This window comes from Gardnerella sp. DNF00354 (assembly GCF_049262755.1).
Classification (GTDB): domain Bacteria; phylum Actinomycetota; class Actinomycetes; order Actinomycetales; family Bifidobacteriaceae; genus Bifidobacterium; species Bifidobacterium vaginale.
Map to the genome: position 1 here is coordinate 1,463,248 of NZ_CP058402.1, position 24,376 is coordinate 1,487,623.

The 24,376-nt window shown below is 38.4% G+C and carries 18 protein-coding genes; 5 read left to right on the forward strand and 13 right to left on the reverse strand.

Annotated features, from left to right (window positions below):
* Positions 1-406: 406 nt before the first annotated feature.
* Positions 407-1,339 (forward strand): cysteine synthase A, encoded by a 933-nt coding sequence (gene cysK, locus HXT24_RS05830; RefSeq protein ID WP_020761107.1) that lies wholly within the window; start codon positions 407-409, stop codon positions 1,337-1,339.
* Between the two features lie 140 nt (positions 1,340-1,479).
* Complete coding sequence (gene epsC / locus HXT24_RS05835) at positions 1,480-2,337, forward strand: serine O-acetyltransferase EpsC (RefSeq protein ID WP_422119334.1); 858 nt, start codon at positions 1,480-1,482, stop codon at positions 2,335-2,337.
* A 7-nt stretch (positions 2,338-2,344) separates the two neighbouring features.
* Here epsC and HXT24_RS05840 read toward each other — a convergent pair whose 3' ends face one another.
* From HXT24_RS05840 to HXT24_RS05855, 4 genes are all read right to left on the reverse strand, one after another.
* On the reverse strand, positions 2,345-2,767 hold the full coding sequence (locus tag HXT24_RS05840; protein ID WP_004138275.1) for a GNAT family N-acetyltransferase: 423 nt from the start codon (positions 2,765-2,767) through the stop codon (positions 2,345-2,347).
* A 100-nt stretch (positions 2,768-2,867) separates the two neighbouring features.
* Positions 2,868-4,124, reverse strand: a complete 1,257-nt coding sequence (gene sstT / locus HXT24_RS05845; RefSeq protein WP_410311795.1) for a serine/threonine transporter SstT — start codon at positions 4,122-4,124, stop codon at positions 2,868-2,870.
* 209 nt (positions 4,125-4,333) lie between these two features.
* Positions 4,334-5,593 carry an MFS transporter gene (locus HXT24_RS05850; RefSeq protein WP_422119335.1) on the reverse strand — a complete coding sequence of 420 codons (1,260 nt, stop codon included), beginning with the start codon at positions 5,591-5,593 and terminating at the stop codon, positions 4,334-4,336.
* A gap of 750 nt (positions 5,594-6,343) precedes the next feature.
* Complete coding sequence (locus tag HXT24_RS05855) at positions 6,344-7,135, reverse strand: DUF3800 domain-containing protein (protein ID WP_422119336.1); 792 nt, start codon at positions 7,133-7,135, stop codon at positions 6,344-6,346.
* A 922-nt stretch (positions 7,136-8,057) separates the two neighbouring features.
* Between HXT24_RS05855 and HXT24_RS05860 the strand changes: the two genes are divergently transcribed.
* The 3 genes from HXT24_RS05860 (at position 8,058) to HXT24_RS05870 (ending at position 11,072) form a co-directional block, all read left to right on the forward strand.
* Positions 8,058-8,390 carry a hypothetical protein gene (locus tag HXT24_RS05860; RefSeq protein ID WP_422119337.1) on the forward strand — a complete coding sequence of 111 codons (333 nt, stop codon included), beginning with the start codon at positions 8,058-8,060 and terminating at the stop codon, positions 8,388-8,390.
* A 240-nt stretch (positions 8,391-8,630) separates the two neighbouring features.
* Complete coding sequence (locus HXT24_RS05865) at positions 8,631-8,768, forward strand: hypothetical protein (RefSeq protein WP_422119338.1); 138 nt, start codon at positions 8,631-8,633, stop codon at positions 8,766-8,768.
* 330 nt (positions 8,769-9,098) lie between these two features.
* On the forward strand, positions 9,099-11,072 hold the full coding sequence (locus HXT24_RS05870; protein ID WP_422119339.1) for a DUF2075 domain-containing protein: 1,974 nt from the start codon (positions 9,099-9,101) through the stop codon (positions 11,070-11,072).
* Positions 11,073-11,852: 780 nt separating this feature from the next.
* Here the strand turns inward: HXT24_RS05870 and HXT24_RS05875 are convergent.
* The 9 genes from HXT24_RS05875 to HXT24_RS05915 all read right to left on the reverse strand — a co-directional run bounded on the left by HXT24_RS05875 (position 11,853) and on the right by HXT24_RS05915 (position 23,800).
* On the reverse strand, positions 11,853-12,485 hold the full coding sequence (locus tag HXT24_RS05875; RefSeq protein ID WP_410311802.1) for a helix-turn-helix domain-containing protein: 633 nt from the start codon (positions 12,483-12,485) through the stop codon (positions 11,853-11,855).
* A 405-nt stretch (positions 12,486-12,890) separates the two neighbouring features.
* A complete protein-coding gene (locus HXT24_RS05880) occupies positions 12,891-13,829 on the reverse strand; it encodes an ABC transporter permease (RefSeq protein WP_422119340.1) in 939 nt (312 codons plus the stop codon).
* Positions 13,826-14,605 (reverse strand): ABC transporter, encoded by a 780-nt coding sequence (locus HXT24_RS05885; protein WP_410311804.1) that lies wholly within the window; start codon positions 14,603-14,605, stop codon positions 13,826-13,828. Before HXT24_RS05885 ends, HXT24_RS05880 begins: the two co-directional genes overlap by 4 nt.
* A 10-nt stretch (positions 14,606-14,615) precedes the next feature.
* Positions 14,616-15,719: an ABC transporter ATP-binding protein gene (locus HXT24_RS05890; RefSeq protein ID WP_410311805.1), complete on the reverse strand. Its 1,104-nt coding sequence runs from the start codon at positions 15,717-15,719 to the stop codon at positions 14,616-14,618.
* A 963-nt stretch (positions 15,720-16,682) separates the two neighbouring features.
* On the reverse strand, positions 16,683-16,946 hold the full coding sequence (locus HXT24_RS05895; protein ID WP_422119341.1) for a hypothetical protein: 264 nt from the start codon (positions 16,944-16,946) through the stop codon (positions 16,683-16,685).
* A complete protein-coding gene (locus HXT24_RS05900) occupies positions 16,939-17,109 on the reverse strand; it encodes a hypothetical protein (RefSeq protein WP_422119342.1) in 171 nt (56 codons plus the stop codon). Before HXT24_RS05900 ends, HXT24_RS05895 begins: the two co-directional genes overlap by 8 nt.
* 453 nt (positions 17,110-17,562) lie before the next feature.
* Positions 17,563-18,462 carry a class C sortase gene (locus HXT24_RS05905; RefSeq protein ID WP_415681023.1) on the reverse strand — a complete coding sequence of 300 codons (900 nt, stop codon included), beginning with the start codon at positions 18,460-18,462 and terminating at the stop codon, positions 17,563-17,565.
* A 603-nt stretch (positions 18,463-19,065) separates the two neighbouring features.
* Entirely contained in the window at positions 19,066-21,012 is a 1,947-nt protein-coding gene (locus tag HXT24_RS05910) for a SpaH/EbpB family LPXTG-anchored major pilin (protein WP_422119343.1), read from the reverse strand.
* Between the two features lie 244 nt (positions 21,013-21,256).
* A complete protein-coding gene (locus HXT24_RS05915; RefSeq protein ID WP_422119344.1) occupies positions 21,257-23,800 on the reverse strand; it encodes a hypothetical protein in 2,544 nt (847 codons plus the stop codon).
* Between the last annotated feature and the right edge of the window lie 576 nt (positions 23,801-24,376).

A 24,376-nucleotide genomic window follows, 5' to 3' on the forward strand; every position in this document is an offset into this window, starting at 1 on the left:
CTTATCACCATTTCGACTAGTAAAGGAGTGCGCATGTATCATACAAATATGATGACAAATTGTTGTTGTAACGTATGCTGTTGCGCATTTCTTAATCGAAATGATGTTTGCAAGCACTAAGTATGCATCATCTAGCCTGTGTTAAAAGCATTTACGTTAAAACACAGCAAATTACGATTCAAGAAACAGCGCGCTGTTTCTTTTTTTATGCCAAAAATCGAATATAAGACGTTGAAAAGATAACAATTTAATACGGATTAGATATTAAACAGATAAATGGCATCTTTAGAAACAACTAATAAAGCAATAGTCGCTTTATTAATAAAATCATTTTTTAAAAATTAAAAACAAATCAAACAAAACAAAAACAAACAAGTAAAACAACAAACAAGTAAGGGGAAATATTATGTCTAATATTTACAAGTCCGTGCAAGAACTCGTAGGCCACACTCCACTTATGGAGCTTACGCACATTGAAAAAGAGTATAATCTAGCAGCAAAAATCCTTGTAAAACTCGAATACTTCAACCCAGCAGGCTCCGTAAAAGACCGAATTGCAAAGCAGATGATTGAAGAAGCAGAAGCCGAAGGCACGCTTAAACCAGGCTCAGTAATTGTTGAGCCAACCTCTGGAAATACTGGCATTGGTCTTTCAATGATTGCTCAAACAAAAGGATACAAAAGCATTATTGTTATGCCAGAAAGCATGTCTATTGAACGCAGAAAACTTATGAAAGCATACGGCGCCGAACTCGTACTCACTCCTGCTGCAGAAGGAATGAAAGGCGCAATTGCCAAAGCGAAGGAAATCGTTGAAAACACGCCAAACGCGTGGACTCCGGGACAGTTTACCAATCAAGCAAATGTGCACGCGCACTACAAAACAACAGGTCCAGAAATTTGGCAAGACACTAACGGAAACGTGGATATTCTAATTGCAGGCGTTGGAACAGGCGGCACAATCACGGGCACTGGCACATATTTAAAGGAACAAAATCCGCATCTGGAAGTAATCGCAGTAGAACCATCCGACTCCCCTGTACTCGCAGGCGGCAAGCCAGGAGCGCACAAGATTCAAGGGATCGGCGCAGGATTCGTGCCAGATGTGCTCAACCAAAACATTTACAATCGCATTGTTCACGTAACAAATGAAGACGCAATTGAAAACGGCAAGCTTATAAGCAAAAAAGAAGGCGTTCTCGTGGGTATTTCTTCTGGAGCTGCAATCTGGGCAGCAATCCAAGAAGCAAAAAGAGAAGAAAACAGTGGTAAAACCATTGTTGCAATACTTCCCGATTCAGGAGATCGATACTTGTCTACAGCATTATTTGAAGACTAACTACATTTAGGAGCGCTACTGTAAATACGCAAGTTTTGATTAAATAATATATGGATAATATATGGATAATAAATAACATTATTAGATAATGATCAAAACTATAAAATAAAGAAAAATAATAAAAATAACGGGAGAAATGTATGAGTGATCGCCTTGATCTTATAAGTCAACTAAACTCAATTCACGATTCAGACATAAGGCAAGCTACATTCATACCTAATTACCGCAATATTATTGCACTCATACATGCAACTCAGGCTCTACTTTTGCCTGAGTTGCATGTGCGCAATGAAATCAACGAGACTACTCAACTCAATGCTAGTTTGAATACTAACGCTAGTTTGAATACCGTTACTTCAAACGCATTAGACACTATAGAACGCATTATATTCCACGAACTTCAATGCTACACAAGCAACACAATTAAAATTCAAGAAACTTGCAATCAATTTATAAATACTCTTCCTACAATTAAAAAGTTACTTTTAACAGATATTCAAGCCATATATGAAGGCGATCCTGCTTGCACAAGCAAAGTAGAAGTCACACTCGCATACCCTGGTTTTTATGCAATGCTTATTCATCGCACAGCGCACGCACTCTACGAACTTAACGTGCCGCTAATTCCTAGACTTATGAGCGAATATGCACACAGAAAAACTGGAATCGACATTCATCCAGGAGCAAAAATTGGCGCATATTTTTGCATTGATCACGGAACTGGCATTGTAATTGGCGAAACAACTGTAATCGGCGAGCATGTTAAGCTTTACCAAGGCGTAACGCTGGGTGCAAAAAGTTTTGCGCTAGACGAGGATGGAAATCCTATAAAAGGCGGAAAGCGGCATCCAAATATTGGAAATAATGTTGTAATTTACGCAAACGCAACAATCTTAGGCGGAGAAACCACAATAGGAAGCGGAAGTATAATCGCAGCAAACGCGTGGATTAACCGCAGTATTCCTGCAAACACAACCTACCACTTCCCTAAAGCCTAATACGCAATCATGCTCTGTCTTTTATAAAACCGCAGCACTCGATTTCTGATAACTCAATAAAACCAGCAGATTTATAAAAAGCAATAGTTTTTTCAGTACAATCCGTTGTTAATTGAATTTGACGAACATTAGGGTAAAAATCCACAATCGCATTTAACAAAGCAGAGCCTATCCCCTGCCTTTGATACTCCGGCAAAACAAGAATATCCTGAATAAGAACAACCGTATGTCCGTCACCAACAGCTCTAACAATGCCAACTAGCTCATCATTTTTATACGCAGCTAAAACCTTGAGTGAATTGTTAAAGCCATTTTCTAAAGCAACTAAATCATCTGTATACGAAGACCAACCAACAGAATCATATAGTCTTAAAATATCTTTGCTATTATATTTTTCGTACTCTTTTATTTGAACATCTGCTAGATTCATTTACAATAACACCTCGCAAAATATAACAAAAGTGCGCGATCTAAAACGTAAAAACGGAAGAACGCGCACTAATAATAATACTTAACAAAAGCTACAACAGCTACTTTTTAAGTTGCACTGGTTCGTGGTCTTTGCCCATCTTAAACTTAAGACCTGCACGCTGCCACATGCGATATTCGCCAACTGCCGTAAAGAGAACATCTGTGGAAGAGTTAAGCGCAGTTTCGCACGAATCTTGAATCACGCCAATAATAAGACCAATAGCAACTACTTGCATAGCAATATCGTTTGAAATACCAAACGATGAGCACGCAAGAGGTATAAGCAAAAGCGAGCCACCAGCAACACCAGATGCGCCTGCAGCGCTAACCGCAGAAAGCACAGACAAAATCACAGCTGTTGGAATATCAACGTAAATCCCAAGAGTGTGAGCAGCACACAAAGCCATAATCGAAATCGTTATAGCAGCACCACTCATATTAATGGTTGATCCAAGCGATATAGAAACTGAGTAATTGTCTTTGTTAAAACCGAGTTTTTCGCACAAATTCATGTTTACAGGGATATTTGCAGCAGAAGAACGCATAAAGAACGCTGTAACTCCCGAATCGCGCAACGTTCGCAATACAAGAGGATACGGATTCTTGCCAGTGAGAGCAAAAACCAAAATTGGATTAACAATCAAAGCAACAACAGCCATAGTGCATACTAACAAGGCAATAACGGAACCGTATTCACTAAAAATACGAAGACCATTGCTTGCCACTGTTGTATAAACAAGACCCATAATGCCGAAAGGCGCTGCGTTAATAATCCAGTGAACAATTTTTCCAATAGCAGACGAAACGTTGTCAAAGAATGCTTTAGTGGAAGGCTCAGCCAAACGAAGCGCTACACCGAAGGCAATTGCCCAGAATAAAATACCAATAAAGTTTCCCTTAGCAAGAGCATCTACAGGGTTTACCACAATATTTAACACAAGAGAATTAAGAACTTCACCGATTCCTTGAGGAGATGGCGAAGATGCTGCTTCAACATGCGCAAAAGTGAAGTCAACAGGGAAAATCATAGCTGCACATACAGCTATAAGGCTTGCAGTGAAAGTAGAAATCGCATACAACACGATTACAAGCTTCATGTTTCCAACACTTTTTGCTTTTGCGAGCGCTCCAATCACAAGGCAAAATACCAAGATAGGCGCAACGGATTTAAGTGCGCTCACAAACAGCTTTCCAATAAGATCTAACACGTAGACGTGAGCTGGAACAAAAAGACCAAGTGCAGCGCCAAGAAAAAGACCAATGACAATACGCAAAATAAGGTCAATGCTATTCCACTTTTGAATAATCTTGTGCATGAGAGTCTCCTGTAATTTAGTTTGTGCAGAATATTTTATACTCTTTTATTTGTATTCATACTCGCAAGATTTTCTATTTTTACATATTATACACAGATATGCATACATATGCAAATCGTTAAGTTTTATCGATTTAACAATGCCTTTTGCTTAGAAGATAACACTTATTAATCACATATAAACTTCATATATTCTGCAGCGCAAATCGTCTAATCCGCATAACTCGTATTGGGTAATTGAGGCAAAACAACAAGCAATCCTGCTGTGAAAATCAGCGCGAGTATAGGCAAAAGCTGCCATTGGAACGCCGATGAGAATGCAAATCCAATCCAAGAACCAGTAGTAGCACCAATCGCAAACGCGAGGCGCGCCCAACCAGAAAACTTAGCGAGCGCACTCCCCTTAAACAGAATCTGACGCGCAACAATAATCGGCTCTACTAGTAGCATTCCGCCAATCGCTTCAAGTAAGAATGCAAAGCACATCATTGGCAAAAGATTAATAAACATAAGGCAATAAGCAAGCAAGCTCACAGCAATACCTAAAATCGCAACTTTTCTTAAACCGAGTTTTTGAGAAGAGTGCGCATACAAAACGGATGCGAGCACGCTTCCTATACCAGTGAAAATATACAGTATTGTTAAAGATTTAGAGCCATATTGCTTACCAAGACCAAGAAGAATATAGGAAACAGAGCATGCAGGAATAAAAGCAACCAAAAGAGATCCAGCAAGAAGCATGATTTTACTCTTGAGTAATGGATTCGCATATTTATTAGATGCAGATTTGTTTACAACGTCATTTTCTTGCGATTCTTGCGATACTTCTCCTTCTTCACTAATCGCTTGCGATTCATTCTCTACATCTTGCGACGCTTCCTCTTCTGCACAAGACGCTTGCGCAATGTCTTGCTTCATAATAAATCGCGTAGCACAAGCCGCAAAAGAAGTCACGGACGAGAAAATCAAAACTGCAGGAATCGACCAGCTTGCAATCCAAGATCCAAGCGGAGAGCCAAGCAACGTTCCTGTAATACTCGCCAAAACGCTCACAATGCCGCTGTAGTTGACAATCATGCCGTCATCGCCGCCGGCAGCATCAACCTCGAAAACTTCGCTAGCAATATCAATCACTTGACCAGTAATCAACAATGCGCAAGAAAGAGCAACAAGCGACCACTTCCACGCAGGAGAGCCAAACATAAGAAGCGGCAGCAAACTGAGCACGCCTTCTACGCCTTCAGTCATAGCAAGAGCGCGAAAACCGCCAAGCTTATCAACAATCCAACCAGAGCATGGCGAAAGAAAATCGGCAACCGTCATAAAAGTCTTACGAAAACCAATCACCCAAGCCGGCAAGCCCACAATAATAATAGAAGGCAAAACCGAGCCTTCATACGCTTGATTGCCGAGCATAGAAAAACAGAAGCCAACCAGCGCCCATCGCAATGCTGGACTAATAGATCTCATACGAATAAAAATATTATTCTTGCTAAATATTGACTTCACAGCAACCAACTCTCCTCTAAAACTCTTTCAAAATCGCAAATCATAATGCAAGTTTACGCAAACTTACAGGCAAACTTACACAACTACCTTCAAATCGCTATCAAACTTAAATAATTCACTACAAATTACACAAATCCAATAGCTTATTTAGCAAATTTGATATCACTATACTCTTGTTTAAAAAAAAAGCAAAAATTGCGTTATTATTGCACATGAGTATTTCTACACTTTTTTGTGTGCACACTATGAATATTGGGTGCACTTTTTAACGATAGAAAATATCGCAAAAAGGTTTAAGATTAGCCCAATAGCTTGATTCTAGGCATGATACCCATTCTATTAACACCATACCCATGCGATATCAGCTTGTTGATTGGAATCCGTGGTGTTCTAATAATGGGCGTAAATTTCAAGTTCAACTTTAAAATTACGTCAAAAATGGTCAACTTACCTTTTACATGTAAAAAACATGCAGCGAAAGAATTGCTCCGCGCACTAAATATCTTGCCCTTTATGAGTTGATAACATGCATTTCGCACACCGCACTTCCCAATCATATGTTCATTTTGAGTAAACACAATATAGAAGATACACACTAGCATTAATATGAGTACTTAGCACAAATATTGTTTGTTTTATTTCTCACCCTTCTATGCAGCTAACAGTGCTCAAATTTGGGGTTTCTTTTTTGCTACCTACCTCATATTTACATTAAAAAATGTCATTTTGTATACGATGCTTCATTGGAAAATATACGCCACTGTTACAAATAATATCATCAATTATATGAGCTGTTTTTAATACTGCTTTATCACCACGAGAAAGTTGAGATGACTCCAACGATTTATCAATCATCGCAGCACGCGAAGAGATAAATAATGCCATATCAATCATTTGTAATCCAAAGTATTGTCTTGAGTCTTCCCAATGGAATGGCATCACAATATGAGAAAGATTTGAATTATAAAACCCCTCTGTATTTCCATTCTTTTGGTATTGCTTAATACGACCTTCATGCGCCTCAGGATCAGCCACTTTATCAGCAACAATAGTTATATCAGTTTTATATGATTCAGCAATAAAATTAACTCGTTCAAGACAATATTGAAGCGCAACATCATGCGGTGTATGAGCATATTCTTTATATCGTTGTTTTAATTCAGCAGCAGCAACACCGCGAATAATAACTTTTGCACATGATTTTGCCAAAATGCGCATTGCAGATCTATAAATACCAGTGGATTGTGTATATAGTCCATTCATGCATTTCCAATCACCCTTAAACTGGAACATACAATGACCATGAAATTCAACATTACTTGGAACATTAAATTTTTGTATGACGCTTTCTTTTAATTCTTCAAGACCCTGTTCTATAAATTCTTTTTGCTGCTCGTCAACAATTAGCGCACCGATATAATATATATCTCCGCCAATTTTCCTATCTACAGGAGAATGAGATTCATCAATATAAGCAGTTAACATAGCATTATTATTGCACATGAGTATTTCAACCATCAAACTAGAAGAAATAATGTGCATAACTCATATAAATTAAGCCTTTATTTACTATAAATTATTGCGCAAAATGGTAGCAATATTAAAAAAACAACTTCATATTTGTGATAAGATATTGCAAGTATATTCTTCTAAATTTAATAATTGTGTTTATAACATGTTTTTTATATTGAAAAATTATTAATATACAACACATAGTCATAAAATTTGTAAAAATAACCAAATTTGTATATGCTTGTATGTACGACAAGCTCATTTCACTATAGGAAGTGCTGATTGCTGTTAGCAGGGGGTCACCAGTTTTGCGTGACCCCCTAGCATATTTACTTTTCCAAAACAATGCACAGCTGAATTATAGATTCTTCTAACACCTTTTATCCACAATTGCGTAGAGACCATTGCTTGTATTTTTGAGTTAATAAGCTTCATTTTTGTTATAAGTCCAAAATTGTGTAAAGCTAATCTAATTAATATTTTGGTTTATACTCCAAAGCCAAACACCGTTAATAACTCAGATAACTAACCGAGATAGTAACAGTGTCTGACGATTGCTACGCACCCTTTTTACATTGTAAGAGAAAGTAGTACTTTATGCTTGTTGATACACTTATAGCTTTTCTACACTTTTTTGTGTGCACACTATGAATATTGGGAGCGCTTAATTAAAATATTACATAAGCACATTATTAGCTCCTTAAAAATCTTAATGTTATTCAAACACTACACAAGAAAAACGTTTTAGAGAACTTTTAGAAAAACAAATCAGAATACCACAAAAAAGAAAATATTTAATTTTAAAATTTGATTTGTATTAAAACTTGCTTTCTCATCACACCATCAGATAGAGTATTAACACCAATCGTTATCATACTAATGCGCTATAACACAAAATTATGAAAGGTAAATTATGACTTGGGAATACGCAGATCTCTCAAAAGCAGCTAAAAACGCAGGCGGTCCTGAAAAATTTGTAGATCAACTTATTAATGCTGGAAAAAATGCGGGACATAAAGAAATGTTACCACTTACTTTTGCTGCACTAGGAGTAGGTATTCTTGGATATGCTTGCATTCAAAAATTAATTCAATGTTTAAATAAAAAGTCAGTATCACCTGAAGAACTGGAATCTGCTAAAAAAGAAATAATCGACAGAATCAACGAATATGATTCCACTCATTCAGAACAGACCATTGTAAATGACGAAAAAAACGATGACGAAAATAAGGAAAAACTCTCATAGATAGATTGACATTACGTACAATACAACTGACAAAAATTCTTTGATACCATAAAAACAACTAATAGTATGAACATCATCCATGCAGTCACATGCAACATGACAACCTGCATCTGACTATTCATGCTAGCGTTTACCATAAATCCTTTTATTTTTAACGTCTAACGAAAAAATCTAAATAATAAAAAACTTTAATTATTTAAAAAGCTCGTTTAATCAAAACAGCAATATGTAGGTTGAAATATGAACAGAAAAGAAATAAAAGCACAGGTTGACGAATTAATGCGTCAGTATGACAATGAAGAAATCGATGGAAATACTTATGCACAAAGAATGATGGAATTAGCTACATCTGCACAATATGAAGTCGACGAAGATTAAAACAAATCTACTACTTAATTGAAAATAGCATTACTAGAAACATCTAATTCATAAAAACAAAATCAAGCAGATTACGCATTATCTTCCAGTAGGAAATCTGGTAAATATTTGTGTGTAATACCTTCTTGCGAAAAATTCATTGTATCCATCGATAAAACATATTTAGGATTATTCATTCAAAATGAAACTTTTAAGTAAGAAGAAAATTTATAAAGAAAACATTAGAACTGTACTCTTTTCATAAGTAATGCTTGTAGATAAGATACTATAGATCGTAAATTGCATAATCTAGTGTCATGACTAAATTAATTTCAAATAAAAGGAGTAAACATGTCTAGATTAAACTCATATTACGAAGATAGTATTAGTGAATTTTTGAGCAAAGATGTCGATAATATTTTGGGCATAATTAGCAGTAATGATTCATCTGCAGATACTACGATTCAGCAAAAAAACACTTGGATTCAAGAGATTAATATTTTAAAAAGAGAGCTTAAAGGGTTTGATGGGAAAGTTATTTTTGAATACACTATTCCTCGAATGGGAAAAAGAGTTGATAATATAGTCCTATATAATAATATTGTTTTTGTTCTTGAATTTAAATGTGGTAGCAAGAAATATAACAGCTCCGATTATGACCAGGTTTACGATTATGCATTAGACTTAAAAAATTTCCATAAAGAAAGTTTTGACAAGCTCATTGTTCCTATTTTGATTGCAACAGATGCTCCTGCAAAAGATTATAATGAATTGCCAATTAAAGAAAATGTTATAGAACCTTTAGAGTGCAATAGATTTGGAATTAGAAAATTAATTTCACAGGTTTCAGACAACTATAATATGCCAGAATTTTCCTATGACAATTGGATTAATAGCGAATATTTACCAACCCCAACTATTGTAGAGGCTGCGCGCGCACTATATACAGGCAACAAAGTCGAAGATATAACAAGAAGCGATGCTGGCGCAAGAAATATTTCTAAAACAACTGATTCGATTAATAAGATAATCGAATATAGTAAAACTCATAATAAAAAGTCAATATGCTTTGTAACGGGTGTGCCAGGTGCTGGAAAGACACTTGTAGGCCTTAATCTTGGAATTCAAAAAGCTGATGCAGAAAAAGGAGAGCATGCAGTATTTTTATCTGGGAATTTTCCTCTTGTTGAGGTTTTACAAGAAGCTCTTGTACGAGATAGTGTAAAGAGGGAAAAAGAGACTCGTTCAGATTTAAAGAAATCTGAGCAGAGAAGGAAAACAAATGCATTTATACAGATTATTCATAAATATAGGGATTCATTTATAAATAACGAGAATATTCCCCCAGAGCACATAATAATTTTTGATGAAGCTCAAAGGTCTTGGAATCATAAAAAGATAGCACAGTTTATGAAAACTAAAAAAGGTATACCTAATTTTAATTATAGTGAACCTGAGTTTTTAATTAGTACAATGGATCGGCATAAAGACTGGGCAGTTATAGTTTGCCTTATAGGTAGTGGACAAGAAATAAACGATGGAGAAGGTGGGCTTCCAGAATGGTTTAATGCATTAAGATCAAAGTTCCTAGGATGGGACGTTTATGTATCTGATAAGTTAAAAGAAGAATATTTGATAAACAACGAATGGGAGCGCATGATAAATGGCCTAGAGGTAAAGGAAATAGAGGATTTGCATCTTTCTGTATCTTTAAGATCATTTAGAACTCCAGACCTATCAGATTTTATAAAAGCTACATTAGATTTGGATGTTGCCACTGCAAAACAAATTTATGAAAAAATCAAATATAAATACCCAATTAAGATTACTAGAGATATTATAAAGGCTAAAAATTGGGTCAAAAACGAATCAATGGGATCACAAAAATACGGTTTGCTTGCATCAAGCGGAGCATTAAGATTGAAGCCTGAGGGTATATTCGTTAAAAATAAAATTGACGTTTGCAATTGGTTTTTAAACGATAAAGAAGATGTAAGATCGTGTTATGCTCTTGAAGATGTTGTGACAGAATTTGATGTACAAGGACTCGAAGTTGATTATTCTATAGTTTGCTGGGATGCTGACTTTAGAATTACAGATGGTAAGTGGAGTTATAAGAAGTTTCGTGGCTCTGAATGGATGAATATTTTAAGAGATGAAGATAAATTATATCTTAAAAATACGTATAGAGTACTTCTTACAAGAGCAAGACAAGGAATGATAATCTTCATACCAAAAGGATATGATGAAGATATTACAAGAAAAACTGATTTTTATGATGGGACATATAACTATCTGAAAAATATAGGCATAGAGGAAATATAAAAACATCTACGAACATTTAAGACGTACAGGTTGGTACATTAGTATCGTCTTAAGTAAAAAGATTGATTTTATGATTCATTAATATTGTCAGGTATGTTTGTACATGTCACTTTTTAAAAAATAATAATGATACTTATGCTGCTTATTCAAATAAAGAATTAGCAGCATTTTTATTAAGAATCGAATCAGACAGGCTTAGCTTATAACACATATATAAACACACGACCATTTATAAGATTTGTTATGCTGTTTATAATGCGCGTTATAGTGATCTACACTCTTTCAACATTCACGCTAATATCGTATTTAAAAAAATGGTAATGCTCTCAATTCTGTTTGCAATGACTTCACTTCATTCATCCTAATTTAAATAGTGATTAAACTTTTGCTTTCATTTGCTTGCAATCGCTTGCTATCATTTGTAAAATGCAGGCAGAAACATAGAAAATATTATCAACAACAAATAATGGAAATTAGACAATATGTGACATATCTTTCTAAAAGCCCAATGTAACGTTTTATATGGTCAAAATCATGACTTGGTGCCAATGAACTTTTTGACGCATAGGTCAAATAATTTCAGTAGACTAGCTAGATGCAAAGAATATGCATTTTTATATGTGTGCAAAAATCGAATTTCATTTCTTATGATCAACTGTCATGTAAAAACACTAAAAGCATGTACAAAACCCGGAAAATAAAAATCAGGAGAATGCGGAAATCAAAACTGAAAACCACATTCTCCTGACCAATTCCCAACCAACTACCGGTTCCTGGTTCTTACTTATCACGCAACTTACCAACTTGCGTAAATTCCTTATCCCCAACACACATCTTCTTATCAGTGAACTTTACTCGCATCATTCTGCTAATAATATACTCATCCGTTATCAGCACAAAAAATTGCTTTTCTTTTTTATTCACCAAGTAATACTGTTCACTGCCAATACTCTCTACCGCTTTACTGAATGCAAACGTATCAAACAAAGGAATACCATCGAACAAAGTAGTAATACACCCGATAAAATTATCCATAAACTTTTCAGACGAATTTGGAATAAACTTCGTCACCGTGAGCATAATAATTTCAGCGTCTGCATATTCATCGCGAATAATTTGTTCCTTTATCTTGATCTTCTTACGAACACCCAATTTTGCATTAAGACCATACTTCGCTAAATCAATAGGCTTCTTAATGATTGACAAATCAATAGCATTGTCTTTATCCAACAAATAGTCGACAGTAACACCCAACGCATCCGCAATCACCTTCAAATTTGCAACATCCGGCAGACCGCGACCACCTTCCCACTTCGCTATCGCAGCACGCGAAACCATAATCATTTCAGCAAGTTCTTCCTGAGTTAAACCCGCTTCCACGCGCGCATTTCTGATTTTTTCTCCTAACAACATCGTATAACTCCTTTCATTGGCTATGAGTTTTCGTCCTTGACGATTATTTGTTTTGCTCGTAATGCAATTAATAATCGCTCTGCGTAATTACATGCTAACGAACAACATATGAATAGAAAAGGAACGAACGAGAACACAAGCGTTACGAATCGTAACATGGCATTTCTTAGTACACGCGCACATAATTATGTGAAAATAGCTGTTTCAAATTTATAAAAAACTAACAGAGAACGTACAAAATCCAAGGTGGATGCGCCATACAACACAACGCGCCGAAGACCGATATCCACCTCATTGCTCTGCTCTCATTCATGCCAATAATCAATATGCTTCTAGTACCACCCACCCGCCACTATATCCACTAATAAAATCCTTATATAATTAACTAAATCCCATATTTATCAGCTAAAACCCTATATTTGTTAAAGTACCTTTACGCTGTTGAACCGCCACACCAACATTCCATATGATCACACCAACAATTGCCCATAACACGCCAACAACAAGAATCACAAGTAGCAATACGCCAACATTTACAGAACCATCAACTATACTACGCGATGCTTGAGTAACATGAGTTACTGGAATCACATATAACACGTATTGCATCATCTTAGTAAATACGCTAATTGGAGCAATCACACCACAAACAATAGGAAGTATTGCACTAAGCGCGTTAGAAATAGTATAAACATCATTCATCATCATGCTCATAGCAGCTATAGCAATACCAAATCCCATAGAAGCAACAGGAACAATGAGGAACAACAGCATCAACGCACTCATATTAATCGTCAAGAAAGCACTCGGGCTTACTACAAGCATTGTTATAAACAAAGTCACAGCATCACTCACCAAAGAAATAGTCACGAGCGCAATAATACGACCGAACCATAATGGTAATGCAACTTTTGCGCTTGTAAGCACGAATGGTGTTGTGCCTTCAAAACGATCCCATGCTAGCGCCTCTGACACAGTCATACTTGTGGAAATAGAACACGCTCCCATAACAGCAGCAAGAGTTGAAGCAATCAAACTATGATTAAAACCCGCGCTAGTTGCAGCACTAGCTGCTCCATTGAATCCTCCACTTACAGCTCCAGCTAGAAAAACGTATAAGAACGTGGATAAAAGAGGCTCAATAATCATACGTATAACAGCAGTATTCCAACTATTTAAGCTAGGTATACTCTGTATACTCACTCTTGCGCCAGTTCGTATACTAGATAACACGCTCACGTGACCATACTGTGAATATTGATTATATTGATGCAATCTAACGCACTTACTATTTTGAATAATTTTATTTTGCATAGTTTCAACCTGATTATTATTTCGTATCATATTATGTTCAAACTTCCATTAAGCGTTGCAAGTCGAATAGCATGACGTAACATAAAGCTTGCAATAACAAGCAGAACGCTGGATAATACAACACATAACACAATTGCTAACACAGTAGTAGCATTAAACGATTGCGCATGAGCCACCCACACTGCAGACGTAAGCGGATGAATAAACGCAATAATGCGAGCAGGCAATGGCATTGATTCTACAGGGACCACTATTCCACAAAGCATCCATACAGGAATTAAAATCAAACCTTCATAAACTGTAGCTTTACGGCATAATACAAAAATTCCAGATAATAATGCAGCAGAAGCTACGCAAGCAAGCATAGAAAGTAAGTATCCAACTAACTGCGTGAATGTTATCATAAAGAACCCATGGCAGAAAACAGCAACGGTAATAATCGCGAGCGGCATACCAATGCACCCAAGTAAAGCTGCGGATCCTACAATAGGAAGAAACACTGCAGAAGGTGAAATAACACTTAAAGTTAAATATTGCAATGTTCCTAAATAACGCTGGTATCCAATAATTCCAACAGCAGTAGTTGTAGCAGACCATAATCCAGCTATAGAAGAATCAACCCAAATATTATTAAGACAATTAGCACAATTATGAGAAAAACCATAGTAGGCAACAATTTTCATCAACGCAAAACATACTGGAGCAAGTATCGCATTTTGCAAGAAAAACGTTGTTTTTGCTAAGCTTTTAAGCTGAAACCACATGCCACGAATCACAGAAGCGTATGAATGAGTAGAAGTATTCATATTAAGCCTCCTACTTACTCAATGAAAGTGAAGAAGACGAAGAAGACGGCGTAGCAGTAGAAGTAGAAGTATTTGATGCAGAAATATTATCATTTTGCACAATAGCAAGATACGTTTCTTCCAAACTTGCATCGCGATCACCTAAACGCGTAATCCCATCAACAGGAATTTTAATATTTCGTTCTTGAGATAATGTTTTGCTCCACGCGATAGTAATATTTAACACTCCATGCGATTCAAAAACATCACACCACAACACTCCATCAAGTTTTTGCAATTCTTCCTTAACACTAGGAGTTCCGCTTGATAGTTCACCGTCATACGCGTACATTGTTACATGATCAATATGCTGCAAAGAAGCCAACTGCTGAACACTTCCCTGAGCGATAATATTACCGTGATTTATTACAGCAACAGTATCAGCTAATTTTTCAGCCTCACTCATCTCATGCGTAGTTAGCAAAATCGCTATTCCTTGATCTCGTAAAGCATGAATAATTTCACGTACTTTCCTAGCATTTTCAGGATCCAAACCAGTGGTAGGCTCATCTAAAAGCATAAGATCCGTTCTAGCAACCAGCGATCGAGCAATATGCAACCGCTGCCACATTCCCCTTGAAAAAGTTTGAACAGCATCATGAGCTTTATCAAGTAAATCAACTTGCTCAAGAGCATCGTGAATACGATTACCTTGCTCCCTATATGGAACAGCAGAAAGATCAGCAAAATAACGAAGATTATCTAATGCACTTAACCTTTGATAAAATCCTCGCTCACCTCCAAGAAGTAACGACACGTGCTTACGCGCTTCTCGAGGATTACTCACAGCATCAATATTGGCAATACGAACACTACCACTATCAGGAGCTAACAACGTACCAACAATTTTCACAGTAGTTGTTTTACCTGCACCATTCGGACCAAGCAAGCAAAATATTTCACCAGAATGAATATCAAAAGATACGTTATGTAAAACTTGGCGAGTTGTCTTCTTACGACCAAATCCACGAGAATAAGATCTTGTTATATTATCAATACGCAATATTAAGTTGCTAGTTGACTGCTTATTATTGTTATCGTGACTATTAGTTGCGTTTTCTATATTATTATTCATTATTATTGCTTCGTTCTTACTTGTTATTAAACCTTAATTCTTACTATTATTGAATAAATTTCAACAATGAAAATAAGTTAGTTAGATAAGAAAAGATAACGCCTGCTTACAAGAACGATAAGAACGCGCAAAAACATGCAAAAAACGTGCAAAAACCACAGAAAAACTAGCACGCATGTGCAAACATAATGACAAACATCATATGCAATGCGTGTTTAATACTGCTAAAGAATACGTATCTTAAGCTGTTTTATATGCTTTTATATGCCTTTCAAACCGTTCTTAAGACTAGCGATTATTTGGGCAGTCATAGCGCAACACCTCATAAACTTAAATGTGCTTTACGTGTAAAATTATACGAGCATTACGTCAAAAACTCAAACATAAGCACGCTTAAAACTCTAAAAGAGCTATTGCTGAGTAACAATTATCACGTTAACACATAGAAAATAACATTTATACTCTATTGAAGCATCTTACTTTGCAATTTTTAATATTCATCAAAATCAATCACCTTATCAAATACATCACAATTAGTTTGCGAGCGCAACACAACATCCCATTCAAGTAGCTATGAAGCAGAATGCAAAGGTAAAGCCGATAGCAAACATAAGTCTCTATCTTTATTTGGTCCATTGCTATATAACTTCTATATTTCAGCAATATGCATTACATCATCTTTACACTTCTTTATCTAACTTTTCCAATCCTTCAACTAGGGTCTCTACAAATTTTTTCCTGTCTACCTGTTTGAGCACAAACACATTATCTTTGTGCTTCGGAACTTTCCTCAGATCAGCCAATGTCTGTCCTCTTGAAATCCCATTATCAGTAAACTTTTTGGCATATAACCACAATCCCAACCGTATTAATATCAGAAAGCCTCACTCCGCGAAAAATATCACGAAGTGAGGCAATCAGTCACAATAAAAACCAGACTAAAAGTCCAGTCTTAACATGCTACTACTTGTTGCAATGACGAGAAACACCACGACGCTTACCAGCAAAAAGTGTTACACCAGCAGCAACAACAGCAGCAAACATGCCAACCAAGGACACTGCGCTACCAGTATTACCAAGCTTATTCTTCTTACCACTATCACCAGTAGCCTCGCCAGCACGAGCCTTAGCATTAGCTAAAGCCTTACGAGCACCTTCAACAGTCTTAGCCTTACGAATCTGCTTAGCAACGAAAGTGAAGCCTTCAGCATCAGCCTTCTTAGCCAAAGCCTCTCTCTTGAGCTAATTTGTCAGTTTGCGTGTTTACATTTTGATTCTGATTAGCACTATTACTACTATCAGCGTTGGCTATGCTTGGCGCGGCAATTGCTAAACCGGAGACGAGTGTGGCACCGGCAGCGAATGCGGCAATCGCTTTCTTATTTAACATAATCTTTTTCCTTTCTTCTTCCTTCTAACGTTTACGCGTGCGAAGAATATGACTGCCAGAATAACCACGTAATCCTGATACAGTCATAGCCACTAAATGGCTAGTTAACTCTTAAGACCCCCGTAGGCAAAAATCAAGAAAAACACCAAAAATTCATTAAAATTAAGACAGCTAAAAAATACTATTTACGAAATCAAGAAATATAAAAACATACCCCGATAGAGTATGTAAAACCGTGAGTTTACGCCTAAAATACGCTCAAAGTAATCAACTACACTAACTCACTACAATAAAACTATTAAAAATTTTTTAACCGCGTTTCATATACACACGTTACATATACGCGCGTTACACGCAAGCGTATTCTACAAACCGCGGCACATACGCAGAAAGCACGCTAACGCTCGGTCACAAAATACAAACCTCGCATCACAAACCGCGCTATAGCCAGCGTTAGTTTAAATGCCTTCCATGCGGCGCAATATTCTTACGATGCCTGCGAACCGCGGCAATAATCATCGTGGCAAGAATCACGAAACATCCAATAAGCGCGAGCACGAACAGCGTCATCCAAAGCGGCCACTGCAGCTTATCGCCCGGCACTGAAACTGGATCCGGTAGCACGCGATAGCCCGTAACCAGCAGCCTCTGCGTATTCACACCATACGGCGTACAAGTAAGCAGCGTCGCCAAATCGCGCCCCTTTTCGCGCTGCAACAACCTAATATCATGCGGATCAACAACGCTAATACGGAACACCTTGTAACGTAGCGTCTCCCCTTGTACGTCAAAGTAGAAGAAATCACCCTTCTTCAACTCCACTAAATCATCAAACATGGTCGCATTCGGCAAACCAGTATGCGCCGTCACAACAGCGTGACGAGTTTTTCCACCAACCGGCAAATCCGTGCCATACAAATGGCCAGCTCCATATGCCAAAACATCCTGCGAACTACCGTGATAAATCGGCAGCTTAACGCCAATCTTTGGGATTTTTACGATTCCCATAATCCCCATTGGCTCATCCAGCTGCTTCGCATACTCCTTATACTCCGGCGTCTTCATATAATCCGTTGTGCCATCGTAAGGATCAGCCGTAATAATCGACTTGTGACGCGCATTATAACGACGAGCCGCGTTCAAAATCTTCTCTCTAGCGCTAGCAGTTTGCTTACGACTCAACCGATCATAAGCTACAGAAATCTCTTTCGACACCTTGTTATTCCACAGCGTTGACGCCACCGGATACGTGAAGCACAGGATTGCTGCAAGCGCTAGGACGATTGGCTCTAAGATGCGGCGCAAATGCGATTTCTTGCGTTTTGCTTGCTTTTCCTTCTTATTAGGCTTCATTCCTACTCCAATGCGAATCGACGACTTCGAGCTGCATAGCGCGCGAGAAGTCACCTCGATTCGCTGAGCCGCTCAAACGTAAAGTCCAGTGGACTTTACGTGCGGCGAAGACACGAGCGCGCTTAGACCGCGCGAGCGACATTCTCTATTTACTGTTGCGCGAGGTTTGAGTATTTCTCTCCTCGCAAGTGACGCGCACCTTTACGGATAGCTTATGAACGTTAATATTCTAAGGCTTCAGGTTGGCGCTATTTATTGCTCGTAGAGAAATACATCAAACCTTCTGAATATCTAAAACTTTTGCGTATCTTTCATCACCGAGATTCTCGATTTTTCTTGCTACTTCAGCGAATCACCATTTCATGCTGAGGTTCGCTTCATCCGCTGCGAAAAATCTCGAATCTCCACCTTACTTGGCGTAATGCATTCAACCATGTAGTGCGCAAAAGATTAGAGCACTTTGTACCAGAAGACACGCCGCAGCGTTTAAAACAAAATGCATTTAGCATTTTGTTTCTACGCTGGCGTGTCCTGGTACAAAGTGCCTAAATCTTTTGAACGCTAAGCCGAACGTCATCTAATCAACATCGGCTAACGCATTAATCAAGCGTTCTGCTGTTCTTCTTCCTTACGATTACGCACGTAAAGGATCACACTAGCAACGATCAAACCAATACCAGCCAATGCGAAAATCAGCACGCCGTAAGCACCGGTTGCAGGAAGGTTGAACCAGAAGCTCTTGCCGTCTTCGCCACCCTTAAGTGGGAAGTCCTCAAACGGCTCAGTCGTAGTTTGATCCTTCGTAACAGTCACAGCGTGGACTACAGGAGAAATCGCATAACCCTTAGGAGCTTTAACCTCAACAAGATAAACAGGCACGCCAGCGCGAGTCTTGTATACAGTCGCGAAGTTACCGCTATCATTTGTTGTAGCAGTCTGTACGTCAGTAGTAGCGCCAGCAGCATCACCAATAGTTGACGCAGCCTTGCAAGCGTTAATCTTGTCAAGTTCCTTATTTTCCTTAAGACCTTGAGCGCAAGCAGTTGCCTTTTTCTCATCAGCGAAAATCCTGAACTCAGCATCTTTAAGCGGTTCTTGCTTACCATCCTTCATGTAGTACTTATTAACCTGAAGGAATCCAAAGTCAATAGTCGCTTTAGAATGCTCATTATCAGGAATGATTGGTGGCAGGTCACTCTCATTCTTCTCATGAGCCTGGAAGAAGCCAGACTTGTTTATAATCTGATCCTTAGTGGTGTCGGTAGCAGTGCCAGTTTCAGAAACAGAAGCAGTCTGGTAATTAGGATCAATCTCAAACTCAAGATCTACCGTAACCTTAGGAACTTCTTGACCATCCTGAACATTATTCAAAGCATCAGCAATCTTACCTAAGCCACCATTAGTAAACGTTACAAGAATACGAGTGTGACCAGCAGCAAGATCCTTACCTTCATCTGTATTACTATCAGTGACTAAAGTGACTTTGTAATCTTTCTCTTCAGCTGCAGTACCCTTTTCAAGAGTCGTTTTACCAATCTTCACAGTCTTCACAGCATCAGCAAGAGTTGGAGTAGTTGCTGATCCAGCAGGCTTTTGTACTGTCAAGGCAGCGGTTGGAGCATCATCGAAGACCTTATAGCCCTGAAGATTAGCAGCAGTCAACTTACCATCTTTAGGCTTAGCCTTGTTCACTTCCGCAGTAATCGTGAAAGGCACTTTATCCTTCACGCTAGCGAACTTAGTCTTATCGTAAACCTTCTGAATAGTAGACGATAGATCCTTGTTCTTCGGCGTCACAGTAGGATTATAGTTGTACGACACAGTCGTCTTGGTTTTAGCATCCTTGCCAGTCGTGGTGTACTCTGGCAAAGGAAGCGTCATATAGAAGGATTGCAAGTCAGAAACACCATAGCCCTTAGGCGCGCTAGTTTCCTCAACCTTATACAAGCCAAGATCAATAGGAGAATCCTTAGTACCAAACTTGGCTATACCCTTATCGCTAGTTGTGGCAGTGAACACATTTTTACCAGTACCTTCAGTCACGGTACCGAGTGTAATTTCAGCGTTTTCACCACTATCTGCGATAGTGTGATCGTTAAGCTTAGTAACAAGTTTCGCAATCTTCTGCCAAGACTCAAACGACTTAAGATCTAAAGTAACATCTTTACCGCCTTCTTTAACAGAAGTGACCTTAGTCAATTTGAACTCAGCACCTTGAAGTGGCTTAAAACCAGCAATGCAAGAAACCGTTGATCCCTGAGGAACATGCTTCCCACCACCTCTAGTAGAAGTAGCAGAAGTAGTAGAAGAAGGAGTAGAAGGAGTTTTAGCGTCCTTATCCTTCACGCACTTAAGAATGGTTATAGTACCTTTCTTAGGAGCAACCTTCTCCCACGGAGCCGGAGCAGGTCCACTCGGCCCTCCTGAAATCAAGTTATTACCCTTCGCCCACGCAACACTAGATACGGTTACAGCGCCGGCTACGCACAGCGTGCCAGCCATCGCAAGCGACGCAACCGCCGCCACGAATTTATTAGTGAACTTTTTCATGTTCACTCCTTTCATTTGCCGTTTTACGGCAAGTAGAGAGTTAGTTTGCATTTATCATGCTCATACGAGTAAAGTTTTAAAATTTTTGGCATTTACCTTGTGTTATCACGCTCCCGAATCCCGAAAGACTGCGCAATAAAACAATACGCAATAAAACAATGCGCTAAACAGGAAGGCTTTATGCGCAAATGCGTACGTAGTCGCCTTATGCGAAGCACCGCGAGTAAATGCATATACAACTGCTTTATACGTGATTGCATAAGCCTCGCCACCTTCCCAAAATTAATTTGCGACCGCGCTCACTTTGACTTACCACAAAGCCAGCAGCCAACAGATTCACCAATAATGCGGCAAGAATACCAAGCTGCAAATTCCAACTCTGACCGCCCGTGTGCGGCAAAGTAAAATTACTCACCGAATCAATATTGAGCTTAAAAGCAGCAAAATCCTTATTTTCTTTAAAAGCCGTTGGCTTAGCAGTAGTTAGCGCAGATTTTATTGAATCAGGAGTTAAACTGCCAGATTGAGCTAATTTGTTTATTGCATCATCAAACGTAGTGAGCGCTTTAGGCTTCAGCGCAAACACAACGCACTGGTAATTGCCAACATCAGTCGGCTTTATACTCACTTCCATATCAGTTCGCGCAGCCACTTTTTTATTTGGATCAACCGACTCGCAAGTCTTCTCGCCTTCTTTATTAGAGTGGCACGTATTTTGATTATCATCCGCAGGCACACTCAACCCAAGCTCAGCAAGATTACTGCTCCAAGTCTTGTATTCAAGAGGCTCCTCAGCTTGCGACGGTTTAGCAGGTTGCGATGATCCAGAAGGCTGAGTTGGTTGCGAGCCAGAATCCTTCTTCTCGCCCTTCGAGCAGAGCACGCGCAACGTAATCTTATTCGCGCTATCCGCCGCAGAAGTAGCATCAACAAACGGCTTAAGACTCATACCGAGTATCGCAGAAATCTTGTTATTGTCGCTAGTCAACGCTGTTTTAGAACCATTAAACGGATACACTTTCAGCGTAAGATCATTATCACCAATTGTTGGTTTTGGCGGCTCACTCGACTTCACCTCAATCGTAACTGACTTATAATCCCAGTCAATGCCTTGTTGAATATCCGCCTTATTAGTCCACTTATCTTCAACTATGTTTTGTTTTGGATCATCGAACAATAACTTCATATCTTTATTAGTTTTGACTCTTTCGTCAAACTCTTTTATCATTGTAGACGTTTCTTTAACTTTAGGGAATTTAGCACCAGAAATATATTCTTCTATTTTTAATTCAGAAGGCTTCAAAGCAAACACTTCGCACACAAAAGTCCCAGCCTTTGTAGGCGTGCCAGTAATCCAACTTTGAGAGCGCTCAATATAATCATCATTTTCATACACAGCAGAATTCTCTGAATTTTCATCAGTTCGATTCTGATTTTCCTTATGCTCGAACTGAGTCTGCGTACCTAGACTCAAACCATTAACACTGTCTAACGTATAACTGGCATTATCATCACTACCAGTTTCATGGCAAATCATACGATGATAAATAAAACCAAGCTTATCTTTCGATCGCGAATCAATAAAAAGCTTATTAATAGAATCGTAAGTATCTTTCTTGTCAGTAACGCCAGCACCTTGACTATTAGACTTTGGCTCTATAATAATTTTATTATCTTTTATCTGAGCACCAGCTTGCTTATTCACAAAATCATATAAGCTCAGCTTTAAATCATTCTGCACGTCAGATACATCAACTTTTACACTTATTGTAGCGTATATTTTTTCGCTTTCGTAATATGCATAAACTCTAAATTTATAACTACCGCGATCCCATTTGCCTGGGCGCAACTTAACAGAACCATCAAAGCCTGTTTTATCTTTACTAGTATCCTTAACTTTAGTGGCACCATTATCTTTTTCAAAATTCGCCCAACTTGGTACAGGATATTTAAGATATTGTTCTAATTTAAACCACACGCCGCTCGGCATATCAGCTTGTTTATTTGTACTTTTAATTTTGAACTTTGGCTTAATAGTTATAGTGTTACCAGGCTGTATTAAAACAGGATGATTATTATCGACAACAATCTTATCATTATAGTAGCTAACAACATAGCATCTTTTAAAAGGCTTACTACCACACTCTTCCGAGAGACCAGCGTCTTTCACACTTCTGTCAGTGCCGTTAACAGCATCCGCAGAAGCAGCTTTCTTTTGGGCATCTTTAGCGTTTTTCTTTACATCAGAATCAGTCGACTTAGCCTTATCATCAACCTTGTTACCAGCATTCTGCTGCTTTTCAACAGGATTCGATTCCTTATTATTAGTTAAAGTGCTTGAAGAGCCAGTATCTTTCTTATCAAGTTCAGTATTATTAGATTCACTCTGCTTAGGCTGCTGCTTATTCTCTCCCTCACTCTTAGCAGAATCAGACTTAGCACCAACAGTCTCCCCAGTGCTAACTTTCTCACCAGTATTCTCACCAGCGCTTAAAGCAGAAGTTGGAGCAATCACAAAAGTAGCAAGCAACGTTGCAGATGCTACAAATAACGAAAGTAACGCTCGACTCGTGCACGAACCACACGCTTTTCGAGACGAATTTTTAGATGATTTTACGAACGAGCTTTTGGATACATTTTTAGACGCGTTTTTGGACGCGTTTGAGCGCAAAGCGGCGCAAGAAGCCTTTTTAGACTCTCTTGCAACGCCAGAGTCAATGTGACGAGCAACAAAATCTCGAATTGCACGTACACGCTTTAAAAATGTATTAGATTCCGGAGCAGTCATAGCATACTCGCCTTATATCATCGTAAACAATTTTTAAACTTAATGGCCTAAAAATTAACGAAACACAAAGGCTCACATTAACAATCAGGCAGAATGTAACCCCTTTCGTAATGCACAGCTGTAAGCATACCCCCCCCCCCATGCTGGATTTCAAGTCAAATATACGAATTTGATAACATTTTTAAAAATTCTTATATTTTATGAAAATAATCGCTAAATACTTTAAAATATTCAAAATAACACACATTTTTAGAATATTTTGCTACAAACAATTTTATTGTCGCAAACTTCGGGCGTGTCATAACCACAATATACAGTCATTTAAAATAAGCACAACCACAATATATGCTGGATATATGCTGGTTAGTATTCACGCAGCCATGCGCACACCAACCACAAAAACTAATTTCTAAAGCGCCACCCTACGACTCAGCCCTGCCTTCGTCAATCGAGACGAAGGCAGACCTCGCTTGCGTTGAAAGCACAGTGTGCTTTCAACCCTGAGCAAGCTCGGCGCTCCGAGTTGCTTTCGCGCGCGCTACGCTCTTGTGCTCTGCGCTCTCAAGCAGGTAGGAG

What these genes read in the sequence shown, in the direction of transcription:
- cysK (WP_020761107.1), top strand. Translation starts at nt 407, where the DNA reads ATGTCTAATATTTACAAGTCCGTGCAAGAACTCGTAGGCCACACTCCA.
- epsC (WP_422119334.1), top strand. Translation starts at nt 1,480, where the DNA reads ATGAGTGATCGCCTTGATCTTATAAGTCAACTAAACTCAATTCACGAT.
- HXT24_RS05840 (WP_004138275.1), bottom strand. Translation starts at nt 2,767, where the DNA reads ATGAATCTAGCAGATGTTCAAATAAAAGAGTACGAAAAATATAATAGC.
- sstT (WP_410311795.1), bottom strand. Translation starts at nt 4,124, where the DNA reads ATGCACAAGATTATTCAAAAGTGGAATAGCATTGACCTTATTTTGCGT.
- HXT24_RS05850 (WP_422119335.1), bottom strand. Translation starts at nt 5,593, where the DNA reads ATGAGATCTATTAGTCCAGCATTGCGATGGGCGCTGGTTGGCTTCTGT.
- HXT24_RS05855 (WP_422119336.1), bottom strand. Translation starts at nt 7,135, where the DNA reads ATGTGCAATAATAATGCTATGTTAACTGCTTATATTGATGAATCTCAT.
- HXT24_RS05860 (WP_422119337.1), top strand. Translation starts at nt 8,058, where the DNA reads ATGACTTGGGAATACGCAGATCTCTCAAAAGCAGCTAAAAACGCAGGC.
- HXT24_RS05865 (WP_422119338.1), top strand. Translation starts at nt 8,631, where the DNA reads ATGAACAGAAAAGAAATAAAAGCACAGGTTGACGAATTAATGCGTCAG.
- HXT24_RS05870 (WP_422119339.1), top strand. Translation starts at nt 9,099, where the DNA reads ATGTCTAGATTAAACTCATATTACGAAGATAGTATTAGTGAATTTTTG.
- HXT24_RS05875 (WP_410311802.1), bottom strand. Translation starts at nt 12,485, where the DNA reads ATGTTGTTAGGAGAAAAAATCAGAAATGCGCGCGTGGAAGCGGGTTTA.
- HXT24_RS05880 (WP_422119340.1), bottom strand. Translation starts at nt 13,829, where the DNA reads ATGATACGAAATAATAATCAGGTTGAAACTATGCAAAATAAAATTATT.
- HXT24_RS05885 (WP_410311804.1), bottom strand. Translation starts at nt 14,605, where the DNA reads ATGAATACTTCTACTCATTCATACGCTTCTGTGATTCGTGGCATGTGG.
- HXT24_RS05890 (WP_410311805.1), bottom strand. Translation starts at nt 15,719, where the DNA reads ATGAATAATAATATAGAAAACGCAACTAATAGTCACGATAACAATAAT.
- HXT24_RS05900 (WP_422119342.1), bottom strand. Translation starts at nt 17,109, where the DNA reads ATGTTAAATAAGAAAGCGATTGCCGCATTCGCTGCCGGTGCCACACTC.
- HXT24_RS05905 (WP_415681023.1), bottom strand. Translation starts at nt 18,462, where the DNA reads ATGAAGCCTAATAAGAAGGAAAAGCAAGCAAAACGCAAGAAATCGCAT.
- HXT24_RS05910 (WP_422119343.1), bottom strand. Translation starts at nt 21,012, where the DNA reads ATGAAAAAGTTCACTAATAAATTCGTGGCGGCGGTTGCGTCGCTTGCG.
- HXT24_RS05915 (WP_422119344.1), bottom strand. Translation starts at nt 23,800, where the DNA reads ATGACTGCTCCGGAATCTAATACATTTTTAAAGCGTGTACGTGCAATT.